This is a genomic window from Salinisphaera sp. SPP-AMP-43, assembly GCF_049568105.1.
In the GTDB taxonomy this organism is placed as follows: domain Bacteria; phylum Pseudomonadota; class Gammaproteobacteria; order Nevskiales; family Salinisphaeraceae; genus Salinisphaera.
Genome location: NZ_CP145335.1, coordinates 233,091 through 259,950 on the forward strand (window position 1 = coordinate 233,091; position 26,860 = coordinate 259,950).

The window sequence follows — 26,860 nt, forward strand, 5'->3', positions numbered from 1 at the left end:
ACTGCGACATCGCGGGCCCGCTCTGTATTGGGTCCCTTGGGCGCAGCGCCGAGCAGCGGAGGCCGCAAGCGATAAAGACGGCCGGATGTCTGAGTCGTGCGTAGCACGGCGAGTTTCCGGCCGTCCGCTTGCGGCCGTAGCCGCGCAGGGCACCGATGCGCAAGCATCGGCGCAAGACAGGGTGCCCTTTGTTTTGGCTACTTTTATTTGGGCAAGCAAATAAAAGTGGCTCGCGCATCAGCGCGAAACAGCCCGGTGTGGCCGGCACGTGGGTTGTTCAAAGCACTCGGGTTCAAGGCTTGGCGTATCTGATTTGAGCCACGAGGTGAGTTAGAACTCGGTTTCGCACTGCTGTGCGAGCCCCTTCTTTTGCTTGCCCAAAAGAAGGAGCCAAGAAAAGGGCACCCGAACACGGCGCCGGCTACGCCGGTGCACTCCGATGCTCGCGGCCACGGGATGCGGCCAGAACTCGCATCGCTTTGGCGACGCTCAAACAGCTGGCCGCACCGGCGCTGTGCGCCGGACACCCGTCGCCGCTGCGCGTCTGCGTCGCCGCGTCACGGGGCGGAATACAAACCAGGCCATCCACGGTATCGCCGGCCCGCTCTGTATCCAGCCCTTGGGCGCAGCGCCGAGCAGTGGAGGCCGCAAGCGATAAAGACGGCCGGATGTCTGAGTCGTGCGTAGCACGGCGAGTTTCCGGCCGTCCGCTTGCGGCCGGAGCCGCGCAGGGCACCGATGCGCAAGCATCGGCGCAAGACAGGGTGCCCTTTGTTTTGGCTACTTTTATTTGGGCAAGCAAATAAAAGTGGCTCGCGCATCAGCGCGAAACAGCCCGGTGTGGCCGGCACGTGGGTTGTTCAAAGCACTCGGGTTCAAGGCTTGGCGTATCTGATTTGAGCCACGAGGTGAGTTAGAACTCGGTTTCGCACTGCTGTGCGAGCCCCTTCTTTTGCTTGCCCAAAAGAAGGAGCCAAGAAAAAGGCACCCGAACACGGCGCCGGCTACGCCGGTGCACTCCGATGCTCGCGGCCACGGGATGCGGCCAGAACTCGGGCCGCTTGGGCGACGCTCAAACAGCTGGCCGCACCGGCGCTGTGCGCCGGACACCCGTCGCCGCTGCGCGTCTGCGTCGCCGCGTCACGGGGCGGAATACAAACCAGGCCATCCACGGTATCGCCGGCCCGCTCTGTATCCAGCCCTTGGGCGCAGCGCCGAGCAGTGGAGGGCGCAAGCGATAAAGACGGCCGGATGTCTGAGTCGTGCGTAGCACGGCGAGTTTCCGGCCGTCCGCTTGCGGCCGCAGCCGCGCAGGGCACCGATGCGCAAGCATCGGCGCCAGACAGGGTGCCTTTTGTTTTGGCTACTTTTATTTGGGCAAGGCAAATAAAAGTGGCTCGCGCATCAGCGCGAAATAGCCCGGCGCGGCTGGCTCGTGAGTAACCTAAAACACTTTGCTCGGGGGCTGGGGTATTGATTCCAGCTATGAGTCGAGTGAGATCCTGGTTTCGCACAGCAGTGCGAAACACCCAATCACATCGAGCTCACGAGTTCAGTTACCGAGGTGGGTTCGCGGGCTCATCTCTTGTGTTGCGGGCAGTAGCAAAGCTTTCAGCATGGTTGATTCTAATGCACCCACACGCGGATCATTGGGGCCCCAACGCCCGAACGGATTCTCCGCCATGGCCGATGCGCCCACCGACATCACCCTCCATCAGAAATCCAAGATCCTCGAAGTCGTCTTCGAAGACAAAACCTACAACCTGCCGCTGGAATACTTGCGGGTCTATTCGCCCTCGGCCGAGGTCCGCGGCCATGGCGGGCCCATGCAGCTCGTGACCGGTAAAAAGGATGTCGGCGTCGAACAGATCGAGCCGGTCGGTAACTACGCGATCCAGCTCTACTTCGATGACGGCCATAATACCGGCATCTTTTCATGGGAAACGCTGCGCGAACTGGGCGAGAATTACGAAACCAACTGGGCGGCCTATCTACAGCGGCTTGAAGAGGCCGGCGCAACGCGGGACAAGCTCTGGCATTGAATATCCAGCCCACAGACCATCGAGTTTAATGTACTGATTTAGGCCGCTGTGCTTTAGGCTAATACTCTAGTAGCGCCGCGCCGCGCCGCGCCGCGCCGCCCGACTCGGGCCGGCTTTTTCGCTCTGGCGACCGTGGATAAGTCTTATAAAGCAATAAGACATGTAGAGAACTATCGTTTATGAACAGCAAAGAGCGTTTTAAGCCACGAGGGCAAACATTTTATGGCGTTGAAATGTTTCGTGGTATTGCGGCCTTGATGGTCGTTTTCTATCACATATCACGCCATTTTGAACAGAATTTCGGTGTTATGCCGTTTTCCAAGGCGACTGGTTTTGGTCATGCAGGCGTCGATTTTTTCTTCGTTCTTAGTGGCTTCATTATTTTATTTATACACCGTTCTGATATCGGGCAGCCGAGCCATGTTCTGAACTATATTAAAAAAAGAACGGCTCGAATATATCCGTTCTATTGGTTCATGGTCGTTATTACGATGGTGCTTATTCCGTTCGTATCGAGCGCTTCTTTCCCCGGAGTCGAAAATCTGCTGAAGCAGTTCGTACTCTGGCCCCAAGGCATGAACAATCTCATTATCGGGGTCTCCTGGACGCTAGAATTTGAGGTGCTGTTCTACTTGCTGTTTGCTTTGCTGATTCTTAATCGTTGGGTCGGTACGCCAGTTTTGTTCGTATGGTTGGCAGCTGTAGTAGCGAATAACTATCTTGGCCTGCTACATATCGAATCGCCGGTTATTTTATCCGCGTTTAATATTGAGTTTTTTATGGGGATGGTCTGTGCCTATCTATTGTCCTTATTCGAGCTCAAGTATGGGTTTTATATCCTTCTCGCTGGCGTTTTGGCATTCGGTGCTGTGGCTTATAGCGAGGTATCAGGCTTAATCGACGGTTACGGTGCCATGGCGAGGATATATTACGGTGTCGCCAGCATGCTATTGATTACCGGGATGGTGAGTTGGGAGCGGCAAGGCACCGTTTATATTCCACGTTTGGGTAAGCTTCTAGGGCGATCATCGTTCTCGATCTATTTGTCGCATCTGTTTTTCGCGGGCATTGTCTATAAAGCCCTCGCGGTGGCAGGCGTGCTCGCGATATTGCCCTACTATGTAGGCGCTTTGCTGGTTATCAGCCTTGTACTGGGTTTGGCAGTTCTATGCTCGGTTTGTATTGAGCTACCGCTAACCAGGAAAACGAGAAATATTTTATTAAGGGCTTGATCGTTAAGTCGTGTATTCGGCGAGCGAATCGCAAAGTTCGAATCATGCCCTCGATGCTGGTGCCGTTGAGCTTATATTAGCTTTTCTAAAGCTTTAAACGACTTTCGGTGCGCTGCTACACCGGTAGGGCAATGAATAGTGAAGAATTGGCTAGTTTCCAGTAAGAAAGCGATCGAGGCACTTAATCTTGTTGTGCATAAATTTATGAGAGGTAGCAGCGAGCTATTGTGCGGAGGGCGGCGTTTTGATTGAAAGCTGGGGCTTGCGTACCGATGCGTTTGCTACTGCGCTCGTTCTGAGCGCGGCCACGGTAGGGCTCATGCAGAATCGTTTGCACGCTATTTGGGGCGTGCTATAGGCGATTTGGGTGCCGGCGTGGTGACTCCGTGACGCAACTGTTCGCGGATGAACGGCCGCACTGGGGTGCCGTTATGTCCGAACCAAAGCAGACGGTTTTGATATGACGTACCCAGTGCGCAATCGGGCCTGCCTATGTTGCTGCCGCGGGTGGCAAGAATTGTCCGCTAGGACGTAGCAGGCCGTGCGACAGTTTGATCGAAGCGCTGAATACCAAACTGATAATGTCGTTTAAGTCTGGCGCAGCATCCTGGGCCACCAGCGTGCTGTTTCAAGCCGGTTGCAAACGCAGCACGCCGTACTCCGTGACGTGCTGGTCGCAACATTCGCGATAGTGCCCAAAGACGCTGCTATGGATTGGTCGTCTGCCACCGAGGTTTTGAACGGCGCATAGGCCCCTAATGCCTAGCGTGCTAGAGGCTCTGTCTCAAACCGGGCTGAGTCATGAAGCAATGGATACAGCCGCTAATGTAAGCCGAAGCGCGCCGGCGGGCTGGTATCCATAAATCGGCTCATCCGTTTGATCGAGGCCTTGCACATATTGAAGTGAACATGCGGCGTATCGAGAATGCGCTCGAAGGCGAACCCTTTGTGAATGGCAGCAGCGATCAGGGCACCGTTGGTCGTATGGCCATATGATTCGTGCACGATCAACGTCAGATCATAGCTGCTGTATTTATGGTTGATCGTCGGGCTGGCATCGATATGTGCGATCCAGTTGAAAGCGAACTGGAATGCTTCATGGCCTTCCAATAGCGATTTTTGTTGCTGTGCGAATTGCCGGGCCCGTGCAAAGGGATCCGGCGCTGGATTGTCGATGCCGATTCCGGACGCTGTAAGGTCTGGAATGCGTCGAATTATTTGTCCTATCGTCAACTCGATGGCCCCCGGTGTCATTGCGTTCCCCCCGCGTTGTAGACCGCGAGAGTTTAATTCGGAGGGGGGGCGAGTCAATCGTTTTGATTGGAAAATTTAATTAACGCGGTAAGTTATTTAAGAATCGCGATCGAAAGTAGGTCTGTTTTTAATTGGTTATTGTGCTAAATACACTCGTATACTTTTAATCGTTTTCCAATAAAATATTCTAGGTAATGAAAAATATTATTGATTTATTCGTTTGAATCAAGTTTATCTTATATTCAGCTATTGAAGATGCCGATGCGGGGCGACACCGTCTGAAATCACAATACGAATTGTGATATTACCGCTGGCTTCGTGCATATGATCGATTCATGCGCATCATATGCAGACGCTTTCGTTGCCGCCGTGGTCGGATAAGCGCTGTGTCGGTAGGGGCCGCCTAGCGTCGTATTGCCGTAGGTCAGTGCATGCCAGCCGAGAGTCGAACGGAGCAAGGCCCGTTTCTCGTGTGGCTTTGAGTACTATCTCTTTTAAGGGCCAGCGAGGGTTAGACGCGGCGCGACGGCTCTTGTATCGGCTTCGAAGTTGTCGTTTATGGGCCGACACAACGCCGTCGCGATAACGAGCCCGCCGGCTGAAGGGGGTGAGAACCCTCCCCAGCCGGCGTTGGAGCCTTCATCCGATAGCTCGGCGTTACGAGGCGATGAGCTGGCCCTGAGTCATCGGGGCACTGGCGTCGAAGCGATGCTGCTGTTTTTTCATTCCGACCATGATCAGGGCTAGCCCGCCAATCAGGAACAACCAGTTTGCACCGGGCGCAGGCACTTCAGGCGTTCCGCCGTTGCCCCCATTGTCGCCGCCGCCATTACCCGGGTTAGCGATCGCAGACAGCGATGCCTGAGAATGACCGATCACAATGTCCCCGTTTAAGACGCCCAGGCCCAGCAGGGCATCGTTGAAGCTTAAATGCAGGGCATTGGTGATCATCGAAGCGTTGCCACTGCCGTCGTCACTCATTGTTTGCTCGTTGAGTACCAGACTCAGGCCGAGCGGGTTAAGTAAACCGGGCAGTATGGCCGTATTCGCTGCGGCGTTCGCATCCAGATCGATCGTCTGGCCGGCGACACTCAGACTAGCATTGGCCAAATTGCTGCTGCCCATGGGGTCGATGCTGCCATAGTCACCGCTAATGTTCGCGGAAGAGGTGATCGTATCGGCGGTCAGCGTGAGTAGCGGCGAGTTAATAGCCAGGCCCACGATTTCGCTTTCGCCCAAAGCATAACGGTCGCCTGCGAGGCCATCGATATTCGATTGTGCGTGACCTGAGACCGCATTGGCACTCAAATTCAACAGCCCTAAGGTGCCGACATCAACATTCGCGACTGAGTCGCTGGTGTCATATGGGGCCGGGGCCGAGCCCGAGGCGCTATTCGGCAGTGGGCCAACCTGTAGGCCTACAACGCCACTCAAGTCGACGTTGGCGCCATAGCCGCTGCTGCTGCCGCTGACGACTGTGGCCGAAGCCGAAGTGGCCAGCAGTACTAGACCAGCTGTGGCCGCCAGTTTCGCCGCGAAGTGGCGTGATGAGTGATTCATGTTGTGTCCCCTTTCTGTGTTGTAGACGCTACGAACAACGCCAGAATCGGGCCATTTTCATAAGGTCATGAAAAGATTGCGGAAGGTTAAATATCGCTAGGCAATTTATTGTTCGAGGGTAATATAATTCGACACTGTTTAAAGGAAGAAGTTGGCAAGTCTCTGTTTGTAAAAAACTGAGACTGTAATATAAAACGTCATTTAACTATATTTTATAATGTAAAATAAAGCGCTAAAGACTGTAACGCTAGTAAAAAATGGAAATAATTATTTCCATTTTAAGGTTTTTGAAAAAAAACTGTTCTGCGTGATCAGTCCCATGCCCAGTTTTTTTTACGGCTTGTCCTGCTCGAATTCCTGGAAAGCGTGCATTAGGTCGTCGTACTCATCGGCCTGTTCGGCGGCACGGTCAGCCATGGCGTCGAGCTCTTCAGTTGGTGCGTCTTGAGCAGTGGGTGGTATGTCGGCGCTATAAGCCGGAGTGCCGCCATAAGCGGCCGGATCTTCCGTGACCTTGGCATCTCGGGCGGTGGGCTTTGGCACCGATTCGGTCTTGCCCTTCGACGTGCTTTGCGCGGGTGCAGATGGGCTGTTCTCGCTGGCGGTTTCGCAGATGCAGACTTGATCGTCGGTCCATACGATCTGGGTGATCTGCGCACGCCACTGTTTCTTGGCGCGGGTCACGATGCGGACCGTGTCACCAATGTCGACAGGTTGCTGGGTTTTGCAGCCCCAATTGCCATTGCGCAGTTTGCAGGGGCTGGCTTCGATCAAGTCGTCTTCACTCATGGGTCTATCTCGGTTCGACGGTGGGCCGGTGCAAATCCGGAGCGCACGCTATGTGTATTGCAGACAAATTTCCAGCGCTGGCTTGCATAGCCGGCGGGTCATCGCTGTTTGGCGAATGCACGGCGGCCCTTGGTATGCAGTGCTTGAGGCATCAGCAGCGATCGGTCGAGCGCCTGGGGTGGATTGCGGCGTGAAGCGGGTCGAGTGGCGGCCTTTAAAGAGGCAGGGCCGGCTATTGGCCACTATATGGCGTGCCTGACCGCAAAAGGTATCGCCCGCCACGCGGCGTCGGAGCCGATATTTGGCCCGCGACCCGCGAAGAATCGGGCGCCAGAGCCGACAGCACATTGTGTTGGGCCACACGGAAGCGGCCGTTGTGGGTAATGGCTGGTTGCGCCAGACAAAGTAACGGTTTGGTGGTCACTGCATGGTCGACGGTAATTGATTCCGATCAAACCCGCGCCGAATGGGGCGCCGCAAGCTGATCGCTAAGCCTCGGCGAGGCGGTGCATGGCAGGGTACGACAATGCCGAGTCAGAAGCTGATCGACTATCTGAATCACGAGGGCGTGAAATATAGCCTGGTTCATCATTCACACGCGGTGACGGCCTCCGAGATTGCCCAGGCAACGCATATTAGTGGTCGCAACTTGGCTAAAACAGTAGTGGTCGATATCGATGGGCGTTTGGCTCTTGCGGTGCTACCGGCCACGAAGCAGGTGCATCCGGACGAACTGGCCAAGGATGTCGGAGCCAAAGCGGTGCGTTTGGCCAAGGAATACGAATTCGAGGATCGGTTTCCGGATTGCGAGGTGGGGGCAATGCCACCGATGGGAAATCTTTATGGCCTTGAAGTGTTTGTCTCTCCCGAATTAACGGCCGACGAGATGATCGCGTTTAATGCGGGCACGCATGAAGAGGTGGTGCAAATGCCCTATGCCGTGTTCGAGCGTCTGGTCAATCCAATATTGCTGAAATTTTGAATCATTCGTTCGATGTTAAACCGGCCGTACGCTGGCCTTTGTGACCCGAAGCTGTGGTTTGTTGTACCGATCAAGTGATTACGGTCTCGGTTGGTAGAAGAACCAGCGACGCACCGCGAACGCGGTTTATCGGCCACCGTCGGTCCAGTTTCTTTGCATTTCCAGAAACAGAAACGAAGCGGTCCAGGTAATGAGCAGCAGGCCAGTCAACGATTCGATGCCGGTGAGATAGCGTACGCCCTTGATCGGCTCGATGTCGCCAAAGCCGAGCGTGGTGAAGGTGGTGAATGAGAAGTAGGCGCAGTCGAGCAACGAGCCGTTGAACTGGCCTTCGAAGTATCCGACACCGGCCCAGTGGATCAGGCCATAGTAAGCGATGGCAAAAATCCATACTTCGATTGCATGGGCACAAAGCGCGCCGAAGACACCCAGCACGATACGGGGGCGGTGACGTATCGGTAGTCGTGGCAATAAGCTCGTGAGCCAGTGCAAAAATTCATAATGAATAACAACAACAAGCGCGACGACTACGATGTTGACGGCAATGATGCCGAGCACGAGCGGTTCTCCCTGCTGATTGAGCCTATGGATATTTTGTGCCGGGCGACGTCGTTATTTTGAATCGTATTCGTCGATACGGTGGCCGTCCGTTAGCCACGGTAATGCACGATCCGATCCGGCTGTCTTAGCAAGCTCCACCTTGGCGAGCCAACAAGCGGCTGTCGACGCGAGCAACAGTAGTCACTCGATATTTGAAATGGGCTATGCCAAGGCAGGCTCGTTGCGCTTTCCCCGGCTATCGGTATGGCCTCGCAAGCTTTCAAATCAGACTATAGCAGGTCCGAGATCGAGTCTTATCAGACTGGCCTTGATGCCTTCGCCTGAGCATGCAGGGTCGCCATGCCGTCGCGGCGTATGGGTTTTGCTGGCAGGACCTTTCCAGTCTGCCCAGTTCTTTTTGGAGTAAAAAAATGCCTGTAATCCTGGGGTGGGCAGTTAATTACACTCTTTAAATGACCGAAGGTCAGTTTCGAGTGCGGCGATTTATTCAATATGCAGTGGTTTACGCCGTTCAGCGAACTGGTCATCTGGATCTAACGCTAACAGATGCTGATTTTCGTGCGCGAGCTCGTTGGAGTTGTCTTGCTGACGGACCTAGGCAAACGCTGGATCGAAAAATGGATCAAAAATATTTGTGTGTATAAAGAAGCATTAAAACAAATGTTGGCCATTTTGCTTAATTAATTGTATTTAAATGTTTTATATAGGAAATTTTACGTAATCCGTATGACGCAGGGTGTTGCTTCCGAGTTGGTTTTCTACACCTTTTTATCAAGCAAAAAGACGTTGCACAGTGGAATGTACGTTGAACAAAAAGAATCGAAATGGATTTCGAATAGTTGCTAAGTTTTTGAGAAAAAAGAAAAGCATTTTGGTAAAAATTTTTTACAATGTATATATATAGAATAATTAAATATTAGTCAATTTCACTGCGGTATGAGTATATGGCGTTAATTAAATTAGTTTTTATAACAAAAATATTTCAATTTTTCATGTATGAAATGGCTTGAATATTTAAATATTCGAGCGGAAGCTCGGCCCCTGAGATTGATTTCCGGTTATCTAAGACGCCGGAAAAATATTGGGTGAGGCTGGTTATTCGTATAAGACAGTTAATAAAAACAGTTGCTTGTTTAAACGCTAGGTCCTTTGACTAGATCCTTTCGGGGTGTTTGATGAACGAGGGTTGCCGTAGACCCTGCGGGGAGATGGGTGCGTCTTGTTGTCGTGATTTTGCAAACCAAAGTAGTCGCAAATTGATCAACGGCAGCTATGTGCCTGCCGTTAGTATTCAAAAAGATCGTCGACGCGTCGGCTTTGATACGCGGCCGCTCGTCTGTTTGCTGACGCTATGTTGGGCAGGGGCGCCGTTGTACGTGAAAGCACAAGATTTAGATCCGGCTCGTTTGCCTTTGGCCGGCCAACCGGCCTCGGCTTACGGTCCGGCGGTACGGCCCGGTCGGCATCATCCGAATGCCAACGACATTGCCGGCCTGGCCGAGCGTCAGCGACAGGAAGGGCATCCGTCTGCGGCTCTACAGTTGGCCACGCGGGTTCGGGCTTATGCGCCGGACAACTTGCAAGCCATGCAGACCGAGATCTCGTCACTAGCGGCACTTGGGGCTTTCGATAAGGCTTATCAGCTGGCTCTGCGTCCGGAAGCCCAGATCGACGGTGCCACGCTTCGGCGCCTGCGTGTGGATAGAACGGCAGCGCATATCCGACACGCGCTAGATGCCCGTCGTCGGATGGAAGATCATTTTCACTATGCCCGCCGGAACGACGCCTTGGTTTCGGCTCTACAGGAGATCGAGGGCAACTTCGCAGCGTTTCCAAAACAGAGCACAGCCTACCGACGAACCCAATTCGATCGTATCTATGTGCTCAACAAGCTCGGCCGTATGCAGGCTGTGATCGAGGGGTATCAGCAGCTCAAAGACGAGGGAGTGGACATCCCTTCGTACATCGAGCAAGCGGCCGCCGATGCGTACGTCGCAGTGCACGAGCCGGGAAAAGCCTCGCAAATCTATGAAAAGCTGCTAGCCGCGGAAGAATATCCGGAAGTCGAATTGTCGATCGCGCAGTACTACGCCCTGGTCGACGCCGAACATTACGATCAGGCGGCCAAACTATTGGCCAAGATCGACCGTAACACGCCTTATGTTCAGAACCGTTCTCGGCCGGGCAGCCAGCGTGCACCGAACTGGGAACGGATGAGCGTCGATCAGCTCAAGGTGATGGATGCGAACTATCGCAATCATGCGGCCGAAGCGCTTCGACGGATCCAGGAGCTACGTGACCGGGCGCCCGGCAACGTTGATCTGATTAATACTCAGGCCACCACGGTGCGCTGGCGGGGGGAGCCGGAAAAAGCACAGCAGATCACCAAGCTGGCCGCTGCCTATGCGCCCCGATCGAAGGACACACGGCTGAATCTGGCCAGCAACGCCCATGATCTCGGGCATTACGATCGGTGGCGAAACTACGTCAATGCGTTGGCGATCGAGTTTCCGAACGATACGGCGGTCCATAAGAGCCTGGCTGAGGTGCAGGATCGCAAACGGCCCTCGTTCAGCGTGGAGACCCAGGCCGGGCGCAGCGATGGCGGCTCCCAGGTGACCGGCAGCCACGATGTAGAAACCCAGGCACGACTGAATTCGCCCTGGACGGATAACGGCTGGCGCGCCTATGCGGGCTATTTTTATAGCTATGCCAGTTTCGAGGAAGGCTCAGCGCGGTTTAGCCGGCCGAGCCTGGGCGCGGAGTGGGCATGGGACCGTAAGCATGCCTGGGGCGAAATCGGTGACGACCGGTTCTCCGGTGACGAGATCGGGGTCGCACTGGGTTGGTCGCAATGGGTGACTGACCACTGGCAGTACCAGCTGTCGGCGGATACCTATTCACACGAGACGCCGCTGCGCGCCGAACGCGCCGGCTACCAGGGGCGGCTCTATCAAGGCGCGGTGACCTGGCGACAGAACGAATCGCGATCGGCCTCATTCAACATGGGCGCACTCGATATCAGCGATGGCAATCTGCGCTCGATGGTCTCGGCCCAGTTTACCCAGCGTATTCAAGCCAATGCGCATCATCTGACCCAGGCCACGATCGCCGGCTTCGCCGAGCATAACGATCAGCCCGGCGGCGCTTATTTCAATCCCAAGAACTCACAGTCGGCCGGGGTCACACTGCAACACGACTGGATCACTTGGCGCGCATACAACCGCTCTTTTACCCAGACCTTCCAAGTCGATGCGGCCTCCGACTGGCAGTCGGGCTATGGCGCAGCGGCGGGCGTCAACGTGCAGTACGAGCATAACTGGGATGTATCGCGGACCTGGTCGGTGCATTACGGCGTCGGCTGGTCCAGCCATGTCTATGACGGCGATCGCGAACAGCGTTTATACGGCATGTTCGGCTTGTCGGGGAGCTTCTGATGCGTTGTATCCAAGTAGTGATCTTCATGTGTGCGCTGCTGCTTGGCGCCAGTGCCTGTGATAGCGCCACCCCAGATGCGTACAGCCGCTCGTCTGCCGGGGTCGCTCAGATTCCCGAAGGCAAATTCATCATTCTGTGTTTTCACGACGTTCGCGACGACGTGCAACCAGACATTGACCGCGATGCGAACGCCATCAGCACCGACCGGCTGGCCGCGTTTTTCGACTGGATGCAGGCACACGATTGGCATGCGGTGTCGGTCGACCAGATTATTGCAGCGCATCAGGGCGGTCCGGAATTGCCGCCCAACCCGGTATTGCTGACCTTCGACGATGGACTCGAGAGCGCGTACTCCCGTGTGTTTCCGCTGCTCAAGGCATTCGAATATCCCGCGGTCGTATCGTTGGAAACCGGCTGGCTGCGCCGGGTACACGGCAGCACATCGACCGATACCTCAGACACAGAGCAGGCCGCCGACCTGGAGTTGGATGAAGCCGAGGCGGCCCGGTCGCCGAACCTTCGGCAGCCGAACAAGGTGTTCTACAACGGTAAAGAACGCGGCTCGGAAGGTTTTCTGACCTGGGGGCAGGTCAAGGAAATGCAGGACTCGGGGCTAGTGGAGATCGCGACGCATACCGATGATCTTCACCACGGCATTCTGGCCAACCCCCAAGGCAATACCGAACCGGCGGCGATCACCCGGCTGTATCGGCCGGAAACAAAAACCTACGAGACCGACCGGGAATTTCGACAGCGCATTCGCGACGACCTCACACGCAGCCGCAACACCATCCACGACCAGACCGGCCAGGCACCGCGCATTGCGGTTTGGCCCTATGGCGCAATGTCCCCGGAAGTGGTGTCGATCGCTCGCAGCGTCGGATTTTCGATATCGTTCGGCCTCAATGACGACGATGTGCCGTCGATCAAGAACATCGAAAGGCCGGGGCGGTTTCTGATCCTAAACGATCCGAAGCCGTCAGAGATCGAAGCCCAGGTCGCACGTGCGCTCGATCCGCCGAGCAAAACGATCCGGGCACTGCATATCGACATGGACGACGTCTACGATCCGTCGCCGGAGCAGGTCAACGATAACCTCGGTGCACTGCTCGATCGCGTCAAGTCGATGGGGGTGAACACAGTCTATCTGCAGGCGTTCGCCGATCCCGATGCCGACGGCACGGCCTCGTCGCTGTATTTCCCGAACCGATACCTGCCGATGCGCGCCGATCTGTTCAATCGCGTGACCTGGCAGCTCAAGACCCGGGCCGGCGTGCAGGTCTATGCCTGGCTGCCTCTGTTGGCCTTCGATCTGCCGAACCATGCCAATACCGGTACGCTCGCGGTCAAGGTCGAGGGCGACGACGGTGAACCGGTGCCGACACCCCACGATTACCGGCGCCTGAGCCCGTTTTTGCCAGAATCGCTCGACATCGTCTCCGGCATTTACGAAGACCTCGCCAAGAATATGTCGGGGCTCAACGGCGTGCTGATTCACGACGACGCCTATCTGGAAAGCGATGAAGACATTTCTAGCTGTGCGCCCGAGGCGCGCTGGCCGGGCAACGGGCAACCGATCGAAGACTGCAGTCTGAGCGCCGGGGATAAAACCCAGGCCCTGATCGATTTCGGGCAGGCGGTGATCGGCAACATGCGGACCTATCGCAACATCAGCAACAGCTTCAACGTGGCGCGCAACATGTACGCCCGGGTAGTGATGGACCCCTCGTCTGAAGTGCGTTTTGCCCAGGCGCTCGGTCCGTTTCTCCGCAACTACGACTACGTTGCCCTGATGGCAATGCCGTATCTCGATGGTACGAACCTGCCGCCCGAGCGCTGGCTGATCGACCTGGAAGAACGGGTCGAAGAAACGCCCGGGGCTTTGGACAAAGTCATCTTCGAATTGCAGGCCCGGAACTGGACAGACGACGAATGGATCCCGGGCGACACGCTGCAAAGCTGGATGAATGCGTTGATCGTGCGTGGTGCGCTCAATCTTGCCTATTACCCGGATGATTTCCTGATCAATCAGCCGCCGTTCGAGGCGGTATATCCGGTCATGAGCCTCAACTCCTTTCCTGCGAAAGGAAGGGGCGACAAGCCATGAATGTCGGTTTGGAGTGGGTAATGGCGCTCGATGCGCGCCAGATTCTGTTCGGGTTCGCTTTTTACTACCCGTTGTTCATGGCCTGGATCTGGATCGTCGGCGGGATCTGGTTCTATGTGCGTCGCGAGCGTGGTACACGGGCCCGGGTCGATGTCTGGGCCGGCAACGATTCGGCTCCGCCTTGCAGCATTCTGATTCCCTGCATGAACGAGCAGGACCAGATCGAGGACACCGTCGGCTACGCGCTGGCCTCGCACTACCCGCGGTTTGAGGTCATCGCCATCGACGATGGCAGCTCGGATGAGACGCCAGCCATGCTCGACGAGCTGGCCGAGCGTCACGACAACCTGCGCGTCATCCATCTGGCAGAGAACCAGGGCAAGGCAGTGGCGTTGCGAACCGGGGCGCTGGCGGCACGGTCCAATTATCTGATCTGTATCGACGGCGATGCTCTGCTGCATCCCTATGCCGTGCAATGGATGATGTCGCATCTGGCGTCCAGCGGGCGTGTCGGGGGCGTGACCGGTAACCCCCGCATCCTCAATCGATCCAGCCTGCTCGGCAAAATCCAAGTAGGTGAGTTTTCTTCGATCATCGGGCTGATCAAAAGGGCACAACGCGCCTATGGCCGGATTTTTACCGTCTCCGGCGTGATCGCAGGTTTCAACCGAGCGGCCCTGCAGCGCATCGATTACTGGCGTGACGACATGATCACCGACGATATCGATATCTCCTGGCGGCTCCAGCTCGACCATTGGGACATCCGCTACGAGCCCAGGGCGCTGTGCTACATCTATATGCCCGAGACCTTGAAGGGGCTATGGAAACAACGGCTGCGCTGGGCCCAGGGCGGGGTAGAGGTCTTGCTGCGCTATGGGCCCAAACTATTGCACTGGCGGCAGCGTCGCTTCTGGGGTATCGGTCTCGAATACCTGGTAAGCCTGATTTGGGCCTACTGCATGCTCTTGATTTTCGTCTTGTTCTTTGTCGGTCTGCTATGGCCTCTGCCGGCGACCTGGCAAGTGTCGAGTCTATTGCCGCGGTGGAATGGGGCGTTGCTCGGCGCGACCTGTCTGACCCAGTTCTTGGTCAGCCTCTATATCGACCGTCGTTATGAACATCAGCGTTTCATGAGCTCGTATTTCTGGGTGATCTGGTATCCGCTCATGTACTGGCTGCTGTCGATGCTGACCGTAGTTGTCGCTTTTCCCAAAACGCTATTCCGAAAAGGTCGCACACGCGCGCGTTGGGTCAGTCCCGACCGAGGTTTTCGTCCTTAAACCGTGGAGATACTCATGACGACATCGCACATGAACTATACCGAGCAATGGGCCAGCGACGGCTATTTTCCGGATCAGGTCGAGTGGCCGGCCATCCCGACGATGGCAGAAACGATCCGGTTGCCGAACATCATTCATCGGCCCGATTTGCAGAACCCGCTGCGCCGGGGCGGCAATGGGTTGGTCACTATATTGGCCTGGGCAGTCTGGATCTATCTGTTTCTACCGGCCTTGGAAGTGATCAGTCAGCTGCTGGGCTATACCCAGTTTCCGTTCGGCTTGCGTGCGCCGATCAGCCCAAGCACCGACCAAACGATCACGACGCTCATCGTCTACGGATTTCTGGTCGCGATCGCCGGTGGGCTGCTGGTGGTCTGGGCGACCTACAACTTGGTTCGTTTTCGCCAGCGTGAACGTCGTCGGGGCCCAGAGCAGATCCGTACCCGCGAATTAGCCGACAGCGACCACGTCACGATGAAGGCACTGGGCCGCCTGCAGGCCAGCCAGATCGTATGGCTCGACCACGACGAGCGCGGCGAAATCACCGATGTGCGTCCGCGGGTCAAGTCTGTCGGCGTGTCGGCTTAGGCTGGTGCGCCGCGTCGGCTATGCTGCATGACACACCTCAAAGCCGGCATCAAACGGGGGACTCGGCGGTCAGGCCGTGTCCGGTGGTTCGGGCCGTCGGGCCCAAGGTGTCGAATGGCTGACGCCGTGAGCTGGCTGGCGCGGATCGGCGGACCATTGCATGACTTGCTGGGTGACCTCGATGGCTCGGGTCGACGTTCGGACGGCGTTGAGCTCGCGGCAGTACGACACCCGCTTTGACGGTTACCGATACAGGCATGCCGGCACTCCGGCTGCGCCTGTTGGGGAGATATCCGCTTCGCAGCGCTCATGCATGCACAGGAACATGGTATGGGGTCTAGGAACGATGATTTTGCGGATTGCGCAACATGGATGAACGCGAACGGGCAGCATCTGCGTATCGCCCAGGTGCTGCGTGACGATGGCCTGACGCGGCTAGTCCGGATCGAACCGTCACGACCTATCGGGGGATCGGTTCTGGTCAAGTATCGTTCGGGGGCCTTCACTCCGGCCAAGGCCGTCTGCCTGCGGTCGGACTACGAAATTCTGTCGCGTTATGCGCTGGCATGCGCGCTGCCTCTCGAGCGTTTCGACGAAGTCAGGCAGGAAACAATTCTGCGCTTTCGCGATCCGGGCGGGCAGCTATTGTCGGCGATCGGCGGCCAGTCGACCGAGCGGCGGCTGGACTGGGCGATCCGGATGACCCAGGCCGTCGATGAACTGCACCAGCAGGGCTTGCTGCATCGGGATCTGCGTGCCGACAGTTTTTTGCTGGCCGACGATCGGGTTTATATCACCGATTTTTCACAGGCGGTTCGGGCGCACCGCGAATATCCGGATCTGCAGCTGCCCGATAGCGACCTGCGACGCCTGCGTTACATCGCCCCGGAGTTGACCGGTCGTTTCAATGCGCCAGCAGATTTTCGGGCTGATTATTACAGCCTCGGAGTCGTATTCTATGAATTGTTTACTGGCCGCCTGCCATTCACTGCCGATGAGCCTTACGAGTTGCTGTATCAGCACCTGGCGGTCGAGCCGCCGGCGCCGGAATATTCGGCGCCGGGCCTGCCCTCAACACTGTCTCGGATTCTGCTGCGTCTTCTGAGTAAAGATCCGGGGCGGCGCTATCAATGTACCCATGAACTCATCGACCATCTGCGTCTCGCACGGGATGTGGTTCGCGGGGTGTGCGGCGACGACGTCGAGCGCATCCCACTCCGCTGCGTCAAGCCGTTTCCGTTTGACGCGGCCGAGCGGCTTTATGGGCGGGACAACGAACGCCGGGTGCTGCTCGCCGGTCTCGAACGAGCGTTCCAGGGCCGGCCACAGGTCGTCTGGGTAAGCGGCTCTTCGGGCATTGGCAAGAGCACGTTGATTCGCGAAACCTATCTACCGGCGACCCGCTACCGGGCTATTTTTGTCTCCGGCAAGTTTTCGCTCCAGCAGCAGGATTTGCCCTACGGTGCCTGGCGCAGTGTCATGGACGCACTGGTGCGGTTTGTATTGGCTGAACCGGCCGAGGCACTGATCGAATGGCGGGCACGGATCCGGCGAGCTGCTGGCGCCCAGCTTGGTATGCTGGTTGCGCTCGTGCCGATGCTGGCAACGCTCATCAGCGAGATACCCGACGAGCATAGCCCGTCGCCGGAGGAAGTCGGCAAACAACTCGCCGAAGCATTCATGCGGGTTCTGGGCGTGTTCGCCGATACCCAGCGGCCGTTGGTGGTCTTTCTGGATGACCTGCAATGGATCGACGATGCATCGTTGGGCGTGCTGGCGCGTATGGTCAGCGACCAGCGGCAAGGCCCGTTATTGTTGATCGGCGCTTATCGGGACGACGAGATCGCGCCCGCGCATCCGCTTGCGCAGATATTGAACGAGCCGCTTGGCGACGGCGGGCTCGAGCGGCACGAGCTGCGGCTGGCGTCGCTGGCGCGCTGTGATGTCACGCAACTACTGTCCGAAGGCATGCAACGGACGCCGGAACAGGTGCAACCGCTGGTCGATCCGCTGCTGCGCCGTACCAACGGGAATCCGTTCTTTCTATGGCAGCTGCTGCGGACCATGCACCACTATGGCTGGCTGTCGATCGATCGAGCCCGCTGGGTATGGGATCTCGAAGCCATGCAACAGGCCGAGTTTGGCTGCGACGTATTTGGGCTGATGCAGCATCGTATCCGCGGCCTGCCCGAACGCAGCCAGCGGGCGCTGGCCTGGGCGGCCTGTCTGGGCCGCTGCTTCGATATCGAGGAGCTGTCTTGGGTCGTCGATCGCGATCGGCAGGTCGTTCAGAAAGACCTGCAGGCCGCAGTCGATGAAGAGTTCATCCAGCCGGTCGGCGCGGCCGAACTGGTCTCGGGCGGGGTGATGCGACGTCGATTCCGGTTCCTGCACGACCGAATCCAGGAAGCGGCTTACCGGTCGATTCCGGAAGATGACATCGCCGAGCGGCATCATCGCATCGCGACGCTGCTGTACGAGCGTCTGTCCGAGGCCGAAGCCAAGCAGCGGATCATCGAAATCGCGGGCCATATGAACCGGGCTCGGCAGCGGCTGTATGCCGTGTCGAACGAGGTCGATTTCGCACGCCTGAATCTGCAGGCAGCGAATAAGGCCAAAGCCGCGGGCGCCTTTGGCTTGGCATTATCGTATCTTCGTCAGTGCATGGCCGAGCTGCCGAGCGACCTTTGGGACCGTGATCCCGGCCTGGCCCATGCGCTCTATCGGGACCGCGGCGAGCTCGAGTATCTCGATGGCGACTACGAGGCAGCCGAATGCTTTCTATGTCAGGCGATCGAGCGTGAAACCGATAGTTTTCGGGGGGCCGAGTTGTATCGCATGCGTGTAATGCAGCTCACCCTGCGGGCCGAGTATGGCCGCGCCGTGGCGGTAGCCAGACAAGGCCTGGTACTGCTCGAAGAGCCCTTGCCGGAGTCGGATCTGTGGCCGGCATGCCTGGCCGAACTCGCGATCGTGCGCGACGGCCTTAATGGGCGCTCCTGGGAGACATTGGGCCGCTTGCCCCCGATGCAGAATGCGCGCGTGCGAGCCGTGGTTCGCTTGCTGACCAGCCTGGCGCCACCGTGCTATAGCACGTTCCCCGAGCTTTGGTCGTTGGTCGTGGCGCGCGCCGGTCGGCTGTGTCTAGAGTACGGCAGTCTGGGCAGCGCCAACTATATCTATCCGGCTCTGGGGGGCTTGCTCATTCATGCCGGCATCGGTACGGGCCCGGATTGCCGGGCCTTGGACGCGGCTGTCCAGCAACTCATGACGCGCTTCGACGACCCGGCCGAGACCAGCACCGGCCATCTGATGGTGGGGGGTTCCTTGCGGCATTGGTTCGCGCCGATGCGCACGGCCCTTGAGGATTACCGGGCTGCAGAGCAGGCCGGCCAGATCTCGGGCCATCTGCAGTATGCGGTGTATGCGTTCGCCCATAGAGCCTGCTGTCGCTATTTTCAGGGCGATCCGCTCGACGAATTGATGGCCGAGACGCTGGGTTCTTTGGAATCGGCCCGTGCCCGTCGTAATCATTGGGGGATCGATCTGCTCACCGGGGCGATGCGGGTATTCGAGCTGCTGCATGCAGGCAATTTCGGACCGGACTGGCCAGGGCGGCATGAGCCCGAGGCGAACTATTTGGCGCGCTGCCAAGCCAGCTGCAACGAACAAGTGATTTGTATTTATCACGTTATGCGGGCCTATGCGCTGCTGATACGCGATGCCCCGGGCGAGGCGGCATATAGTCTGCGCGAAGCCGAGCGACGGCTAGCGCTGATTTCGGTACAGGGCCTGTTGGCGGCGACGCAGTTTCCAGTCCTGAAAGTGCTGGCCGCGATCGAGACGCCGGCGGCAGCAATCGATCCAGGCGCTTCTCTAGACCGCCTGATCGCCGAAACCTTGGCCCGTTATCGGGACTGGGCCGACAGCGCGCCCGACAACTTCAGTCATTGGTATCGTCTGCTGCTGGCCGAACAGGCCGGCCGGGCCGACGATCTCGATACGCTGATCAGTAACTATGATGCCGCGCTGGCGGCCGCACAGCAGCAGGGCTGCTGGCCTGCGATCGTGTTGATAGCCCGACGCGCCGAGCGTTTCTGGCAGCAGCGCGGGCATACCGCGTTCGCCGCGGTCTATGGCCGACGCCAACGACAGGCGTTGCAGATCGGCCATGCCGCCGCGGTTGTCACCACCGAAGACGACGAACGGCCGGCCTTGGACCCGGCCGCTGATGGTGCGCGCATGAACGCGGTGATCAAGATTGCGCAGGCATTGTCCCTGCATACCGATCTAGAAGAGCTCGTACCCGAGATCATCCGGCATGTAGCCCGCCAGACCGGCGCGCAGCGCGTGGTCTTGCTGCTGGCACAGGGGGATACGCTGCAGATGGCTATGGACAGCGGGCTCGAGCAATCGCACTACTATCGAGTGCCCCGGCCGCTGGAGTCGACATCGAACCTGCCCCATGCGGTGATTCGCTATGTGGCGCGCTCGCAGCGCATGCTCCGTTTCGGCCCGCCCGACATCCAGAACATGCTGCTGTTGAACAACGATCCGTATTTCACCCGCGATCGACATGCCGAGTCGTCCGGGTTCCACGGGGCCGGCTGGTGCGTGCCCCTGAGCTATCTGGGTCAACTATTGGGTATTTTGTACCTGGAACACGAGCGTTCGACGACCGCCTTTGATGCCCATCAGGCGCCACTGGTGGAATTTCTGGCCGCCCAGGCCGCGATCTCGATACGCAGTATCGAATTGACCTCGCGGTTGGCTGATGAAGGCCAGGCACGCCGCCAAGCCGAAATGCGTATGCAGAGCGCGGACGCCGAGATCATGGCGCGCCAACAACAGGTCGAACAGTTCGAGAAGCTGGCGAATACCGACGATCTGACTGAACTGGCCAATCGTCGCCTGTTCATGGAGGTGCTACAGATCACCCAGGCCCACGGCGAGACTACAGAACGGCCGGTATCGGTGCTCATGCTCGATATCGACTGTTTCAAGACGATCAACGATCGCCACGGTCATGCCGTCGGGGATGAGGTCCTACGGCATATTGCCGGACTGTTTCCCAGCGCTCTGCGCGATGACGATCTGGCGGCCCGTATCGGCGGCGAGGAGTTCGCAGTGTTGTTGCGCGATACCGGATTGGTCCAGGCCATGGAGATCGCGGAACGGCTGTGCCGGCAGGTCGACGCCACGCCGCTCAGGCTGGATAGCGAAGATATTGCATATACCGTCAGCGTCGGCGTGGCCCAGATCGAAACGGCCGATGCCTCTTACGAAGCGGTACTGCGCCGGGCCGACAGTGCATTGTATCGAGCCAAGGCCAATGGCCGGAACCAAGTCAGCGGCTAAGCCCATGGCCGACCACCGGAAGCGGCCGCCGATTTGAATCCATCGTCAATGCCTGATCCTACGCATCGCCAAATACGGTTTGTCTGCTACGCTCAGGGCGACGTTCCAAACGACAGCAGCATCTTATGACCGATAAACCGAACCGCACCGAATGGGAAACGCTCGAACGCGATGCCGAGCGTGGCTATGAAGTCATGGGTAAGGAAGGCCTGAACGGCTGGGAAGTCGAAGTACGCTTCGACAACGGCAGTGCGCCCGAGCAGGCCGAACGTTCGGCGCCGACCCGTGAAGAAGCCACCAAGATTGGTCGGGAAATGGCGACCATGCGTTCGTCCTAGGCCGACAGCGCTGCGCCCCGGCTGTTGCGACAAAGGCCGGGTCGCAGCGTGTCGCTAGCGCCTGTGGCTGCCGTGACACCTCGACAGGCGCCTAGCGCGTGTTGAGGTGGCGCCCGAGCGCCGCGTGGCTGCTCCAAAGCGTGGCGGGCGAGGCGCGAGCCGTCGGTTTGGGGTGTGCCTCTTCGAAACAATGGCGGTTGGGCCGCAATTCCGCGTTGCCGCTCACGCACGTCGCGCAACTACGTCGCACTCGCGGCGCCTCGGCTTGCGAGCCACAGCCCGGTGCGTGGACACGCGCGACACCGCCCCATGCCCTAGAACACATTCAACGGAATCTTGAGATAGCAGGTGCCGTTGGACTCCTCGGGCGGCAGGTGCCCGGCCCGCATGTTGACTTGGACCGCGGGCAGTATCAGCCGCGGCATCCCCAGTTCCGCATCACGCGCCTGCCGACGCGTAACGAATTCTTCCTCGCTGATCCCTTCGCGGACATGGATATTGCGTCGACGCTGCTCGCCGACCGTGGTCTGCCAGTGGTAGCTCGTCCGTCCGGCGGGCAGATAGTCGTGGCATAGGAACATCCGGGTCTCGTCAGGCAGGGTGAAGATCGTCTGTATCGAGCGATACAGTGTGCGTGCGTCGCCGCCGGGAAAATCGCAGCGTGCGGTGCCATAGTCGGGCATGAACAGGGTGTCGCCGACGAATAGCGCATCGCCGATGAGATGGCTCATGCAAGCAGGCGTATGCCCTGGGGTATGTAGCGCCCGGGCTGGGATGTCGCCGATGCGGTATTCGGCCCCGTCGGCGAATAGCCGATCAAACTGGCTGCCATCGCGTGCGAATTCCGGGCCGGCATTGAAGATCTCGCCGAAGACGCTCTGTACAGTCTTGATGTGCTCGCCGATAGCCAGCTGGCCGCCGAGCCGGCTCTGCAACCACGGGGCGGCGGAGAGGTGGTCGGCATGGGCATGGGTTTCCAATAGCCAGTCGACCGTCAGTTCGCGCTCGCGAATGCGGTCCACGAGCCGCTGTGCGCTCTCGTAGCCGGTACGGGCGGCATTGGGCTCGTAGTCGAGCACCGAATCGATCACGGCACAGTGACGTGTTCTCGAATCGATCACGATATAACTGACGGTATTGGTCGCGGGGTCAAAAAACGCTTCAACGTCGGGGCTGGGTGCTTTCATCGGTGACTCGTCATCCACCGCGGGGTTCGCTTCGCGTGATCAGTGTCCAACGGCACCGCCGCAGCTAGAATGACCTGCATCAAACGGCGTGTAGCAAACAGGCTGTAATAGTGGCGGTAGCCATGTTTTGTAGCGGCCCCCGATCCGGCTAGGATCCAGCCCGCGGCCTTCTAAAACCCAAGAATGGGTGATGAAGCCATGGTGAGCCGAGGCCGGATTGGCTTTAGCATGGCTGGCCCAGGGATGGCTGAAGATGCGTTGTTGAGGTGCCATGGACCCACAGGATCTCGAAAAATTAGTCACGCGTTCTATGCCCTTCGGGCAATACGCAGGGCGTTTGATTGCCGATTTGCCCGGAGGATATCTGGCTTGGTTCGCACGCCAGGGATTTCCGGCTGGCGAACTGGGACGTCTGCTGGCATTGATGTATCACATCGATCACAACGATCTGCGCGGCCTGCTCGTACCGCTGCGCCGTGAGGCCCGGTAAGCCGGTTTTCTGAACAGCAACCCGGGCTATTGGGCCTGGCATGATGAGCGACCCGCATGCCACGCGCGGTATCGGCATCGCCTTATGACGCTGGCTCGTGGCCGGGCCGGCACGATCTGGCCGTCGATCGTCGTGGGTCCGCTTGAGTGGTATGGCCGGTAGCTGAGGGGGCCAGCGCCGAGCCATGCAGGAACTGGCATCGGCAACGGCGGGTCTCCGGCTCCAGCCGGGGGCACGCTTCGAGGCACGCCCGTCCTGTCGGTAAAGGGGCGTATGGCCGGGAGGCCCAGCCACGGCCGGATGGCGCACTCGGCCGAGTCATGCTGGATGTGTGTTCAGGCCGGCTGCCTTCGGGCGCACCGCATGAGGTCGATATCAACACGTGTGGCCGTGCCCGAGACGATGCAGCCGGCGCCGGGCCGCATCAGCCCCATTAGCCCGGGTCAGCCGGTACTGAGTCGAGATTCGGCGACCCGAGCGAGCACGCTCGCGCCCACCGGCAGAATGGTCTCGTCGAGGATGAAACCGGGGTTGTGCAGCGGCAGATCGCCGCCGTGACCGACCCAGCAGTAGGCGCCCGGTACAGCATGCAACATGTCGGCGAAGTCCTCGCTGCCCATCATCGGGGCAGGGGCTGTGAGTACGCCGTCATGACCGACGATATCGGCGGCCGCGGTCTGCAGGTGGGCAGTTTCGGCCGGATGGTTGTCGAGCACCGAGAAGACGTTGCGAATATCGACCTCGATATCCACGCCGTGGGCCACGGCGATGCCATTGGCGATCTCGCGAACCCGGGCTGCGACCAAGTCGCCCACGGCCTCATCGAAATAGCGGATGGTACCGGCCAGCGTGGCGGTTTCCGGGATCACGTTATAAGCCGAGCCGGCATGCAGCTGGGTGATCGACAGTACGGCCGATGCCATCGGCGAGACATTGCGCGCCACGATGCTCTGTAGGCTCTGGGCCAAAGCGCTGGCGATGACGAGCGCATCGCGGCTGCCCTCGGGCATGGCGGCATGGCTACCCCGGCCGTGGATATGGATATCGAAGAAATGGGCCGCGGCCATGGCCTTGCCTGGCGCGATGCCAACCTGGCCCGGGGCCAAATGCGGGGCGTTGTGCAGAGCATAAATCTCGCGACAGGGAAAACGCCCGAACAGATCGTCGGCGATCATCGCCCGGCCGCCGCCCAGGCCTTCCTCGGCGGGCTGAAAAACCGTGACCGCGGTGCCGGCAAAATCACGGTTGTTGGCCAGATAGCGGGCCGCACCGAGCAGCATCGTGGTATGGCCGTCGTGGCCGCAGCCATGGAAGCGACCGGGGTTTTGCGAGGCGAATTCGAGGCCTGTCTGTTCGTCCATCGGCAGGGCATCCATGTCGGCCCGCAGGCCGATCATCGGGCCGGGGCGGCGGCCTTCGACAACCCCGACCAGACCGGTGCTGCCGATCCCGCGATGGACGTCGATGCCCCATTCGGTGAGCTTGTCGGCGACCAGGGCGGAGGTGCGCTGTTCCTCGAAGCCAATTTCCGGGTGGGCATGGATATCGCGTCGGATGGCGACCAGTTCGTCGGTCCAGGCTTCGATTTCGGGCAGTGTCGGCATATCGGTTCTCGACTCAATCGGTTGCGCTGGCCTGCTGGCCAGAAGCGTGGGCAACGTCGGTATCGGCGGTCGGCGCGATCAACGACACGCCGATCAGCGCCACGGTATTGGCGGTCAGCCCCCAGAGCCCGGCATGGATATCGAACGGGGTAGCGGGGCCGAAAGTGAACAGCAGGGTGACCAGGGCACCGGTGATCAGTCCGGCATAGGCACCGGCCCGGCTGGCTGCCGGCCAGAACAGCGAAGCCAGGGTCAGCGGCAGCAGTTGTACGATTACACCGTAGGCCGACAACAGCATGGTCACCAGCGACGACAGATGCAGCAGCGATAGGCCATAGGCGAGCGCACAGATCACGATCAGCATCGCCCGGGTCAGCCGGACCATGGCGGCATCGCAGGCCTGGCGGGCGAATAGGGTGCCGATCAGGTCGCGGGCCGTGATGGTGGCCGCCGAATGGGCCAGATTGGCGCCCGTGGACATCGCTGCGGCCAAGGCGCCGGACAGCATGATGCCGATCACCCACGGCGAGAAGTGCGCCACGTGAACTACGATCTGCAACAGCACGCGGTCGGGATCGGCGAGCGGCTGGTCAGCAAAGACCAGCACCCCGGCGAAGCCAATCAGCAACAGCGGCACCAGCAGATAGGCATACAGCGGATAGAGCAGGGTCATCTGCTTGATGGTGCGATCCGAATGGGCGGTATAGAACTTCATGAACAGATGCGGCCACATCATGCCGCCGAGCCCGCTGACGATGATCGCGCTGGAGAAAGCGGCCCAGTTCATGCCAGCGCCGCCGCCGGGAATGGTCAGATACTGCGGCGCCCGGGCTGCGATCTGCTCGAACATAGGCTGCACGCCGCCGAATAGGCGATCGGCGACTGCCAAGCCCAGGAACCAAGCCACGCCGACCATCATCATGCCCTGGACTAGGCTGGTCCAGCCGATGCCGCGCAGACCGCTGGTATAGACATAGATGGCGACCACGAAAAACGCCGCCAACGCGCCCAGCCAGAATGGGATCTGGCCTTCGGTGGCAGCTTGGAACAACAGCCCGGCACCGGTGATCTGGATGGTCAGATAGGGCACCAGAGCCGCTACGCTGACCAGCGCGATCACCGGTGACAGTAGCCGGCTGCGGAAATGTCCGGCGATCAAATCGGCCTGGGTGAGATGACCATAGTCGGCGCTCAGACGGCGCAGCCGCGGGCCGACCGCCCACCAGACGCCGACCCCGAGGGTCAGATAGGCCACCAGATACAGCGCCGGTGCGCCCTTGGTATAGGCCCAGCTCGGCCCGCCGAGAAAGGCAAAGGCAGAAAAGACTTCCGAGCCCATGATGAAAAATAGCAGTACCAGCCCCAGCTGGCGTCCGCCGGCGACATAGCCGGCTTGGCTGGTGGTGTGCCGGTCGCGAGCTGCCAGCCCGACGCCGAGCACGAACACCAGATAGACGAGGGTGATACCGGTTACGATCTGCCAGCCCGCCATCAGTCCTGGGCCCGGTTTTCCAGGATGTACAGCATTGCCAAGCCTGCGAACAGCACGAATACCCAGGCGACATACCAGAAGAAAAAGAACGGCAGGCCAAGGACATAGGGCTGGATGCGGTTGGCGATCAATGCACCCGGCCAGATCATGGCCAGAATACAGACCGCATAACCTAGGCCAGCCAGCCAGTAACGGCGTCGAGCGTGCATGGTGGGCCTTCTCCGCAGCGGATAAGTCATGCGTTTAACGCAAAAACCGCGCCGCTTGTTCATGGCCGAACCACCATAGCGCGCAACGCCTAAGACATGACAAGCCTGGGCCAGGGCGGGCATCGTCAAAGCGGGCACGAACCCTGTATGGCGCCGTTAAGCCTCCGGCGGCCGGGCTGGGAGCGCGGTAGGGCGCATCTATGGGCCGTGACGAGACGCTGCGCTTGGAGGTGCAGGCCGCTTCGATCGCGTGATCTGGATTCGCGAGGTCGAACACGCTGCACCGTGCTTGGGCAAGCTGAGACCGCGTGTGCATTGAATATTTGACTGAGCTCGGTGCAATACAGCG

Annotated in this window: 18 protein-coding genes; 10 read left to right on the plus strand and 8 right to left on the minus strand. The window is 58.8% G+C overall.

Annotation, left to right across the window (positions count from 1 at the left end; all coding sequences use genetic code 11):
• Positions 1–1,682: 1,682 nt before the first annotated feature.
• Positions 1,683–2,042 carry a gamma-butyrobetaine hydroxylase-like domain-containing protein gene (locus V5738_RS00990; RefSeq protein WP_423822527.1) on the plus strand — a complete coding sequence of 120 codons (360 nt, stop codon included), beginning with the start codon at positions 1,683–1,685 and terminating at the stop codon, positions 2,040–2,042.
• Between the two features lie 179 nt (positions 2,043–2,221).
• A complete protein-coding gene (locus V5738_RS00995; protein WP_423822528.1) occupies positions 2,222–3,274 on the plus strand; it encodes an acyltransferase family protein in 1,053 nt (350 codons plus the stop codon).
• Positions 3,275–4,096: 822 nt separating this feature from the next.
• Here the strand turns inward: V5738_RS00995 and V5738_RS01000 are convergent.
• The 3 genes from V5738_RS01000 to V5738_RS01010 form a co-directional block, all read right to left on the minus strand.
• Positions 4,097–4,528: a hypothetical protein gene (locus V5738_RS01000; protein ID WP_423822529.1), complete on the minus strand. Its 432-nt coding sequence runs from the start codon at positions 4,526–4,528 to the stop codon at positions 4,097–4,099.
• Between the two features lie 657 nt (positions 4,529–5,185).
• Positions 5,186–5,836, minus strand: coding sequence for a hypothetical protein (locus V5738_RS01005; RefSeq protein WP_423822530.1), 651 nt, complete (start codon positions 5,834–5,836; stop codon positions 5,186–5,188).
• Between the two features lie 585 nt (positions 5,837–6,421).
• Entirely contained in the window at positions 6,422–6,877 is a 456-nt protein-coding gene (locus V5738_RS01010) for a hypothetical protein (RefSeq protein WP_423822531.1), read from the minus strand.
• 466 nt (positions 6,878–7,343) lie between these two features.
• Here V5738_RS01010 and V5738_RS01015 point away from each other — a divergent pair, with 466 nt between their 5' ends.
• Positions 7,344–7,859, plus strand: coding sequence for an aminoacyl-tRNA deacylase (locus V5738_RS01015; protein ID WP_423822532.1), 516 nt, complete (start codon positions 7,344–7,346; stop codon positions 7,857–7,859).
• 126 nt (positions 7,860–7,985) lie between these two features.
• Here V5738_RS01015 and V5738_RS01020 read toward each other — a convergent pair whose 3' ends face one another.
• Positions 7,986–8,417, minus strand: a complete 432-nt coding sequence (locus tag V5738_RS01020) for a potassium channel family protein (RefSeq protein ID WP_423822533.1) — start codon at positions 8,415–8,417, stop codon at positions 7,986–7,988.
• A gap of 1,379 nt (positions 8,418–9,796) precedes the next feature.
• Here V5738_RS01020 and pgaA point away from each other — a divergent pair.
• The 6 genes from pgaA to V5738_RS01050 all read left to right on the plus strand — a co-directional run bounded on the left by pgaA (position 9,797) and on the right by V5738_RS01050 (position 21,529).
• Positions 9,797–11,857, plus strand: a complete 2,061-nt coding sequence (gene pgaA, locus V5738_RS01025; RefSeq protein WP_423822534.1) for a poly-beta-1,6 N-acetyl-D-glucosamine export porin PgaA — start codon at positions 9,797–9,799, stop codon at positions 11,855–11,857.
• Positions 11,857–13,965: a poly-beta-1,6-N-acetyl-D-glucosamine N-deacetylase PgaB gene (gene pgaB, locus V5738_RS01030; RefSeq protein WP_423822535.1), complete on the plus strand. Its 2,109-nt coding sequence runs from the start codon at positions 11,857–11,859 to the stop codon at positions 13,963–13,965. Before pgaA ends, pgaB begins: the two co-directional genes overlap by 1 nt.
• Entirely contained in the window at positions 13,962–15,245 is a 1,284-nt protein-coding gene (gene pgaC, locus V5738_RS01035; RefSeq protein ID WP_423822536.1) for a poly-beta-1,6-N-acetyl-D-glucosamine synthase, read from the plus strand. The genes pgaB and pgaC overlap by 4 nt, the downstream gene beginning before the upstream one ends.
• Before the next feature lie 15 nt (positions 15,246–15,260).
• Entirely contained in the window at positions 15,261–15,833 is a 573-nt protein-coding gene (gene pgaD / locus V5738_RS01040; RefSeq protein WP_423822537.1) for a poly-beta-1,6-N-acetyl-D-glucosamine biosynthesis protein PgaD, read from the plus strand.
• A gap of 372 nt (positions 15,834–16,205) precedes the next feature.
• Complete coding sequence (locus tag V5738_RS01045; protein WP_423822538.1) at positions 16,206–21,191, plus strand: diguanylate cyclase; 4,986 nt, start codon at positions 16,206–16,208, stop codon at positions 21,189–21,191.
• A gap of 125 nt (positions 21,192–21,316) precedes the next feature.
• Positions 21,317–21,529 carry a hypothetical protein gene (locus V5738_RS01050; protein ID WP_423822539.1) on the plus strand — a complete coding sequence of 71 codons (213 nt, stop codon included), beginning with the start codon at positions 21,317–21,319 and terminating at the stop codon, positions 21,527–21,529.
• A gap of 314 nt (positions 21,530–21,843) precedes the next feature.
• On the opposite strand, the gene V5738_RS01055 is transcribed toward V5738_RS01050, so the two are convergent.
• A complete protein-coding gene (locus V5738_RS01055; protein WP_423822540.1) occupies positions 21,844–22,716 on the minus strand; it encodes an MBL fold metallo-hydrolase in 873 nt (290 codons plus the stop codon).
• 271 nt (positions 22,717–22,987) lie between these two features.
• Here V5738_RS01055 and V5738_RS01060 point away from each other — a divergent pair, with 271 nt between their 5' ends.
• Complete coding sequence (locus V5738_RS01060) at positions 22,988–23,206, plus strand: DUF3820 family protein (protein ID WP_423822541.1); 219 nt, start codon at positions 22,988–22,990, stop codon at positions 23,204–23,206.
• Positions 23,207–23,649: 443 nt separating this feature from the next.
• Here V5738_RS01060 and V5738_RS01065 read toward each other — a convergent pair whose 3' ends face one another.
• The 3 genes from V5738_RS01065 to V5738_RS01075 are packed head-to-tail and all read right to left on the minus strand — an operon-like array spanning position 23,650 to position 26,511.
• The gene (locus V5738_RS01065) at positions 23,650–24,810 is read right to left on the minus strand and encodes a M20 aminoacylase family protein (protein WP_423822543.1); all 1,161 of its coding nucleotides are present in this window, start codon (positions 24,808–24,810) and stop codon (positions 23,650–23,652) included.
• Positions 24,811–24,823: 13 nt separating this feature from the next.
• Positions 24,824–26,302 (minus strand): sodium:solute symporter family protein, encoded by a 1,479-nt coding sequence (locus V5738_RS01070; protein WP_423822545.1) that lies wholly within the window; start codon positions 26,300–26,302, stop codon positions 24,824–24,826.
• Entirely contained in the window at positions 26,302–26,511 is a 210-nt protein-coding gene (locus V5738_RS01075; protein ID WP_423822546.1) for a hypothetical protein, read from the minus strand. Before V5738_RS01075 ends, V5738_RS01070 begins: the two co-directional genes overlap by 1 nt.
• Between the last annotated feature and the right edge of the window lie 349 nt (positions 26,512–26,860).

What these genes read in the sequence shown, in the direction of transcription:
- V5738_RS00990 (WP_423822527.1), top strand. Translation starts at nt 1,683, where the DNA reads ATGGCCGATGCGCCCACCGACATCACCCTCCATCAGAAATCCAAGATC.
- V5738_RS00995 (WP_423822528.1), top strand. Translation starts at nt 2,222, where the DNA reads ATGAACAGCAAAGAGCGTTTTAAGCCACGAGGGCAAACATTTTATGGC.
- V5738_RS01000 (WP_423822529.1), bottom strand. Translation starts at nt 4,528, where the DNA reads ATGACACCGGGGGCCATCGAGTTGACGATAGGACAAATAATTCGACGC.
- V5738_RS01010 (WP_423822531.1), bottom strand. Translation starts at nt 6,877, where the DNA reads ATGAGTGAAGACGACTTGATCGAAGCCAGCCCCTGCAAACTGCGCAAT.
- V5738_RS01015 (WP_423822532.1), top strand. Translation starts at nt 7,344, where the DNA reads ATGGGGCGCCGCAAGCTGATCGCTAAGCCTCGGCGAGGCGGTGCATGG.
- pgaB (WP_423822535.1), top strand. Translation starts at nt 11,857, where the DNA reads ATGCGTTGTATCCAAGTAGTGATCTTCATGTGTGCGCTGCTGCTTGGC.
- pgaC (WP_423822536.1), top strand. Translation starts at nt 13,962, where the DNA reads ATGAATGTCGGTTTGGAGTGGGTAATGGCGCTCGATGCGCGCCAGATT.
- pgaD (WP_423822537.1), top strand. Translation starts at nt 15,261, where the DNA reads ATGACGACATCGCACATGAACTATACCGAGCAATGGGCCAGCGACGGC.
- V5738_RS01045 (WP_423822538.1), top strand. Translation starts at nt 16,206, where the DNA reads ATGAACGCGAACGGGCAGCATCTGCGTATCGCCCAGGTGCTGCGTGAC.
- V5738_RS01050 (WP_423822539.1), top strand. Translation starts at nt 21,317, where the DNA reads ATGACCGATAAACCGAACCGCACCGAATGGGAAACGCTCGAACGCGAT.
- V5738_RS01055 (WP_423822540.1), bottom strand. Translation starts at nt 22,716, where the DNA reads ATGAAAGCACCCAGCCCCGACGTTGAAGCGTTTTTTGACCCCGCGACC.
- V5738_RS01060 (WP_423822541.1), top strand. Translation starts at nt 22,988, where the DNA reads ATGGACCCACAGGATCTCGAAAAATTAGTCACGCGTTCTATGCCCTTC.
- V5738_RS01065 (WP_423822543.1), bottom strand. Translation starts at nt 24,810, where the DNA reads ATGCCGACACTGCCCGAAATCGAAGCCTGGACCGACGAACTGGTCGCC.
- V5738_RS01070 (WP_423822545.1), bottom strand. Translation starts at nt 26,302, where the DNA reads ATGGCGGGCTGGCAGATCGTAACCGGTATCACCCTCGTCTATCTGGTG.
- V5738_RS01075 (WP_423822546.1), bottom strand. Translation starts at nt 26,511, where the DNA reads ATGCACGCTCGACGCCGTTACTGGCTGGCTGGCCTAGGTTATGCGGTC.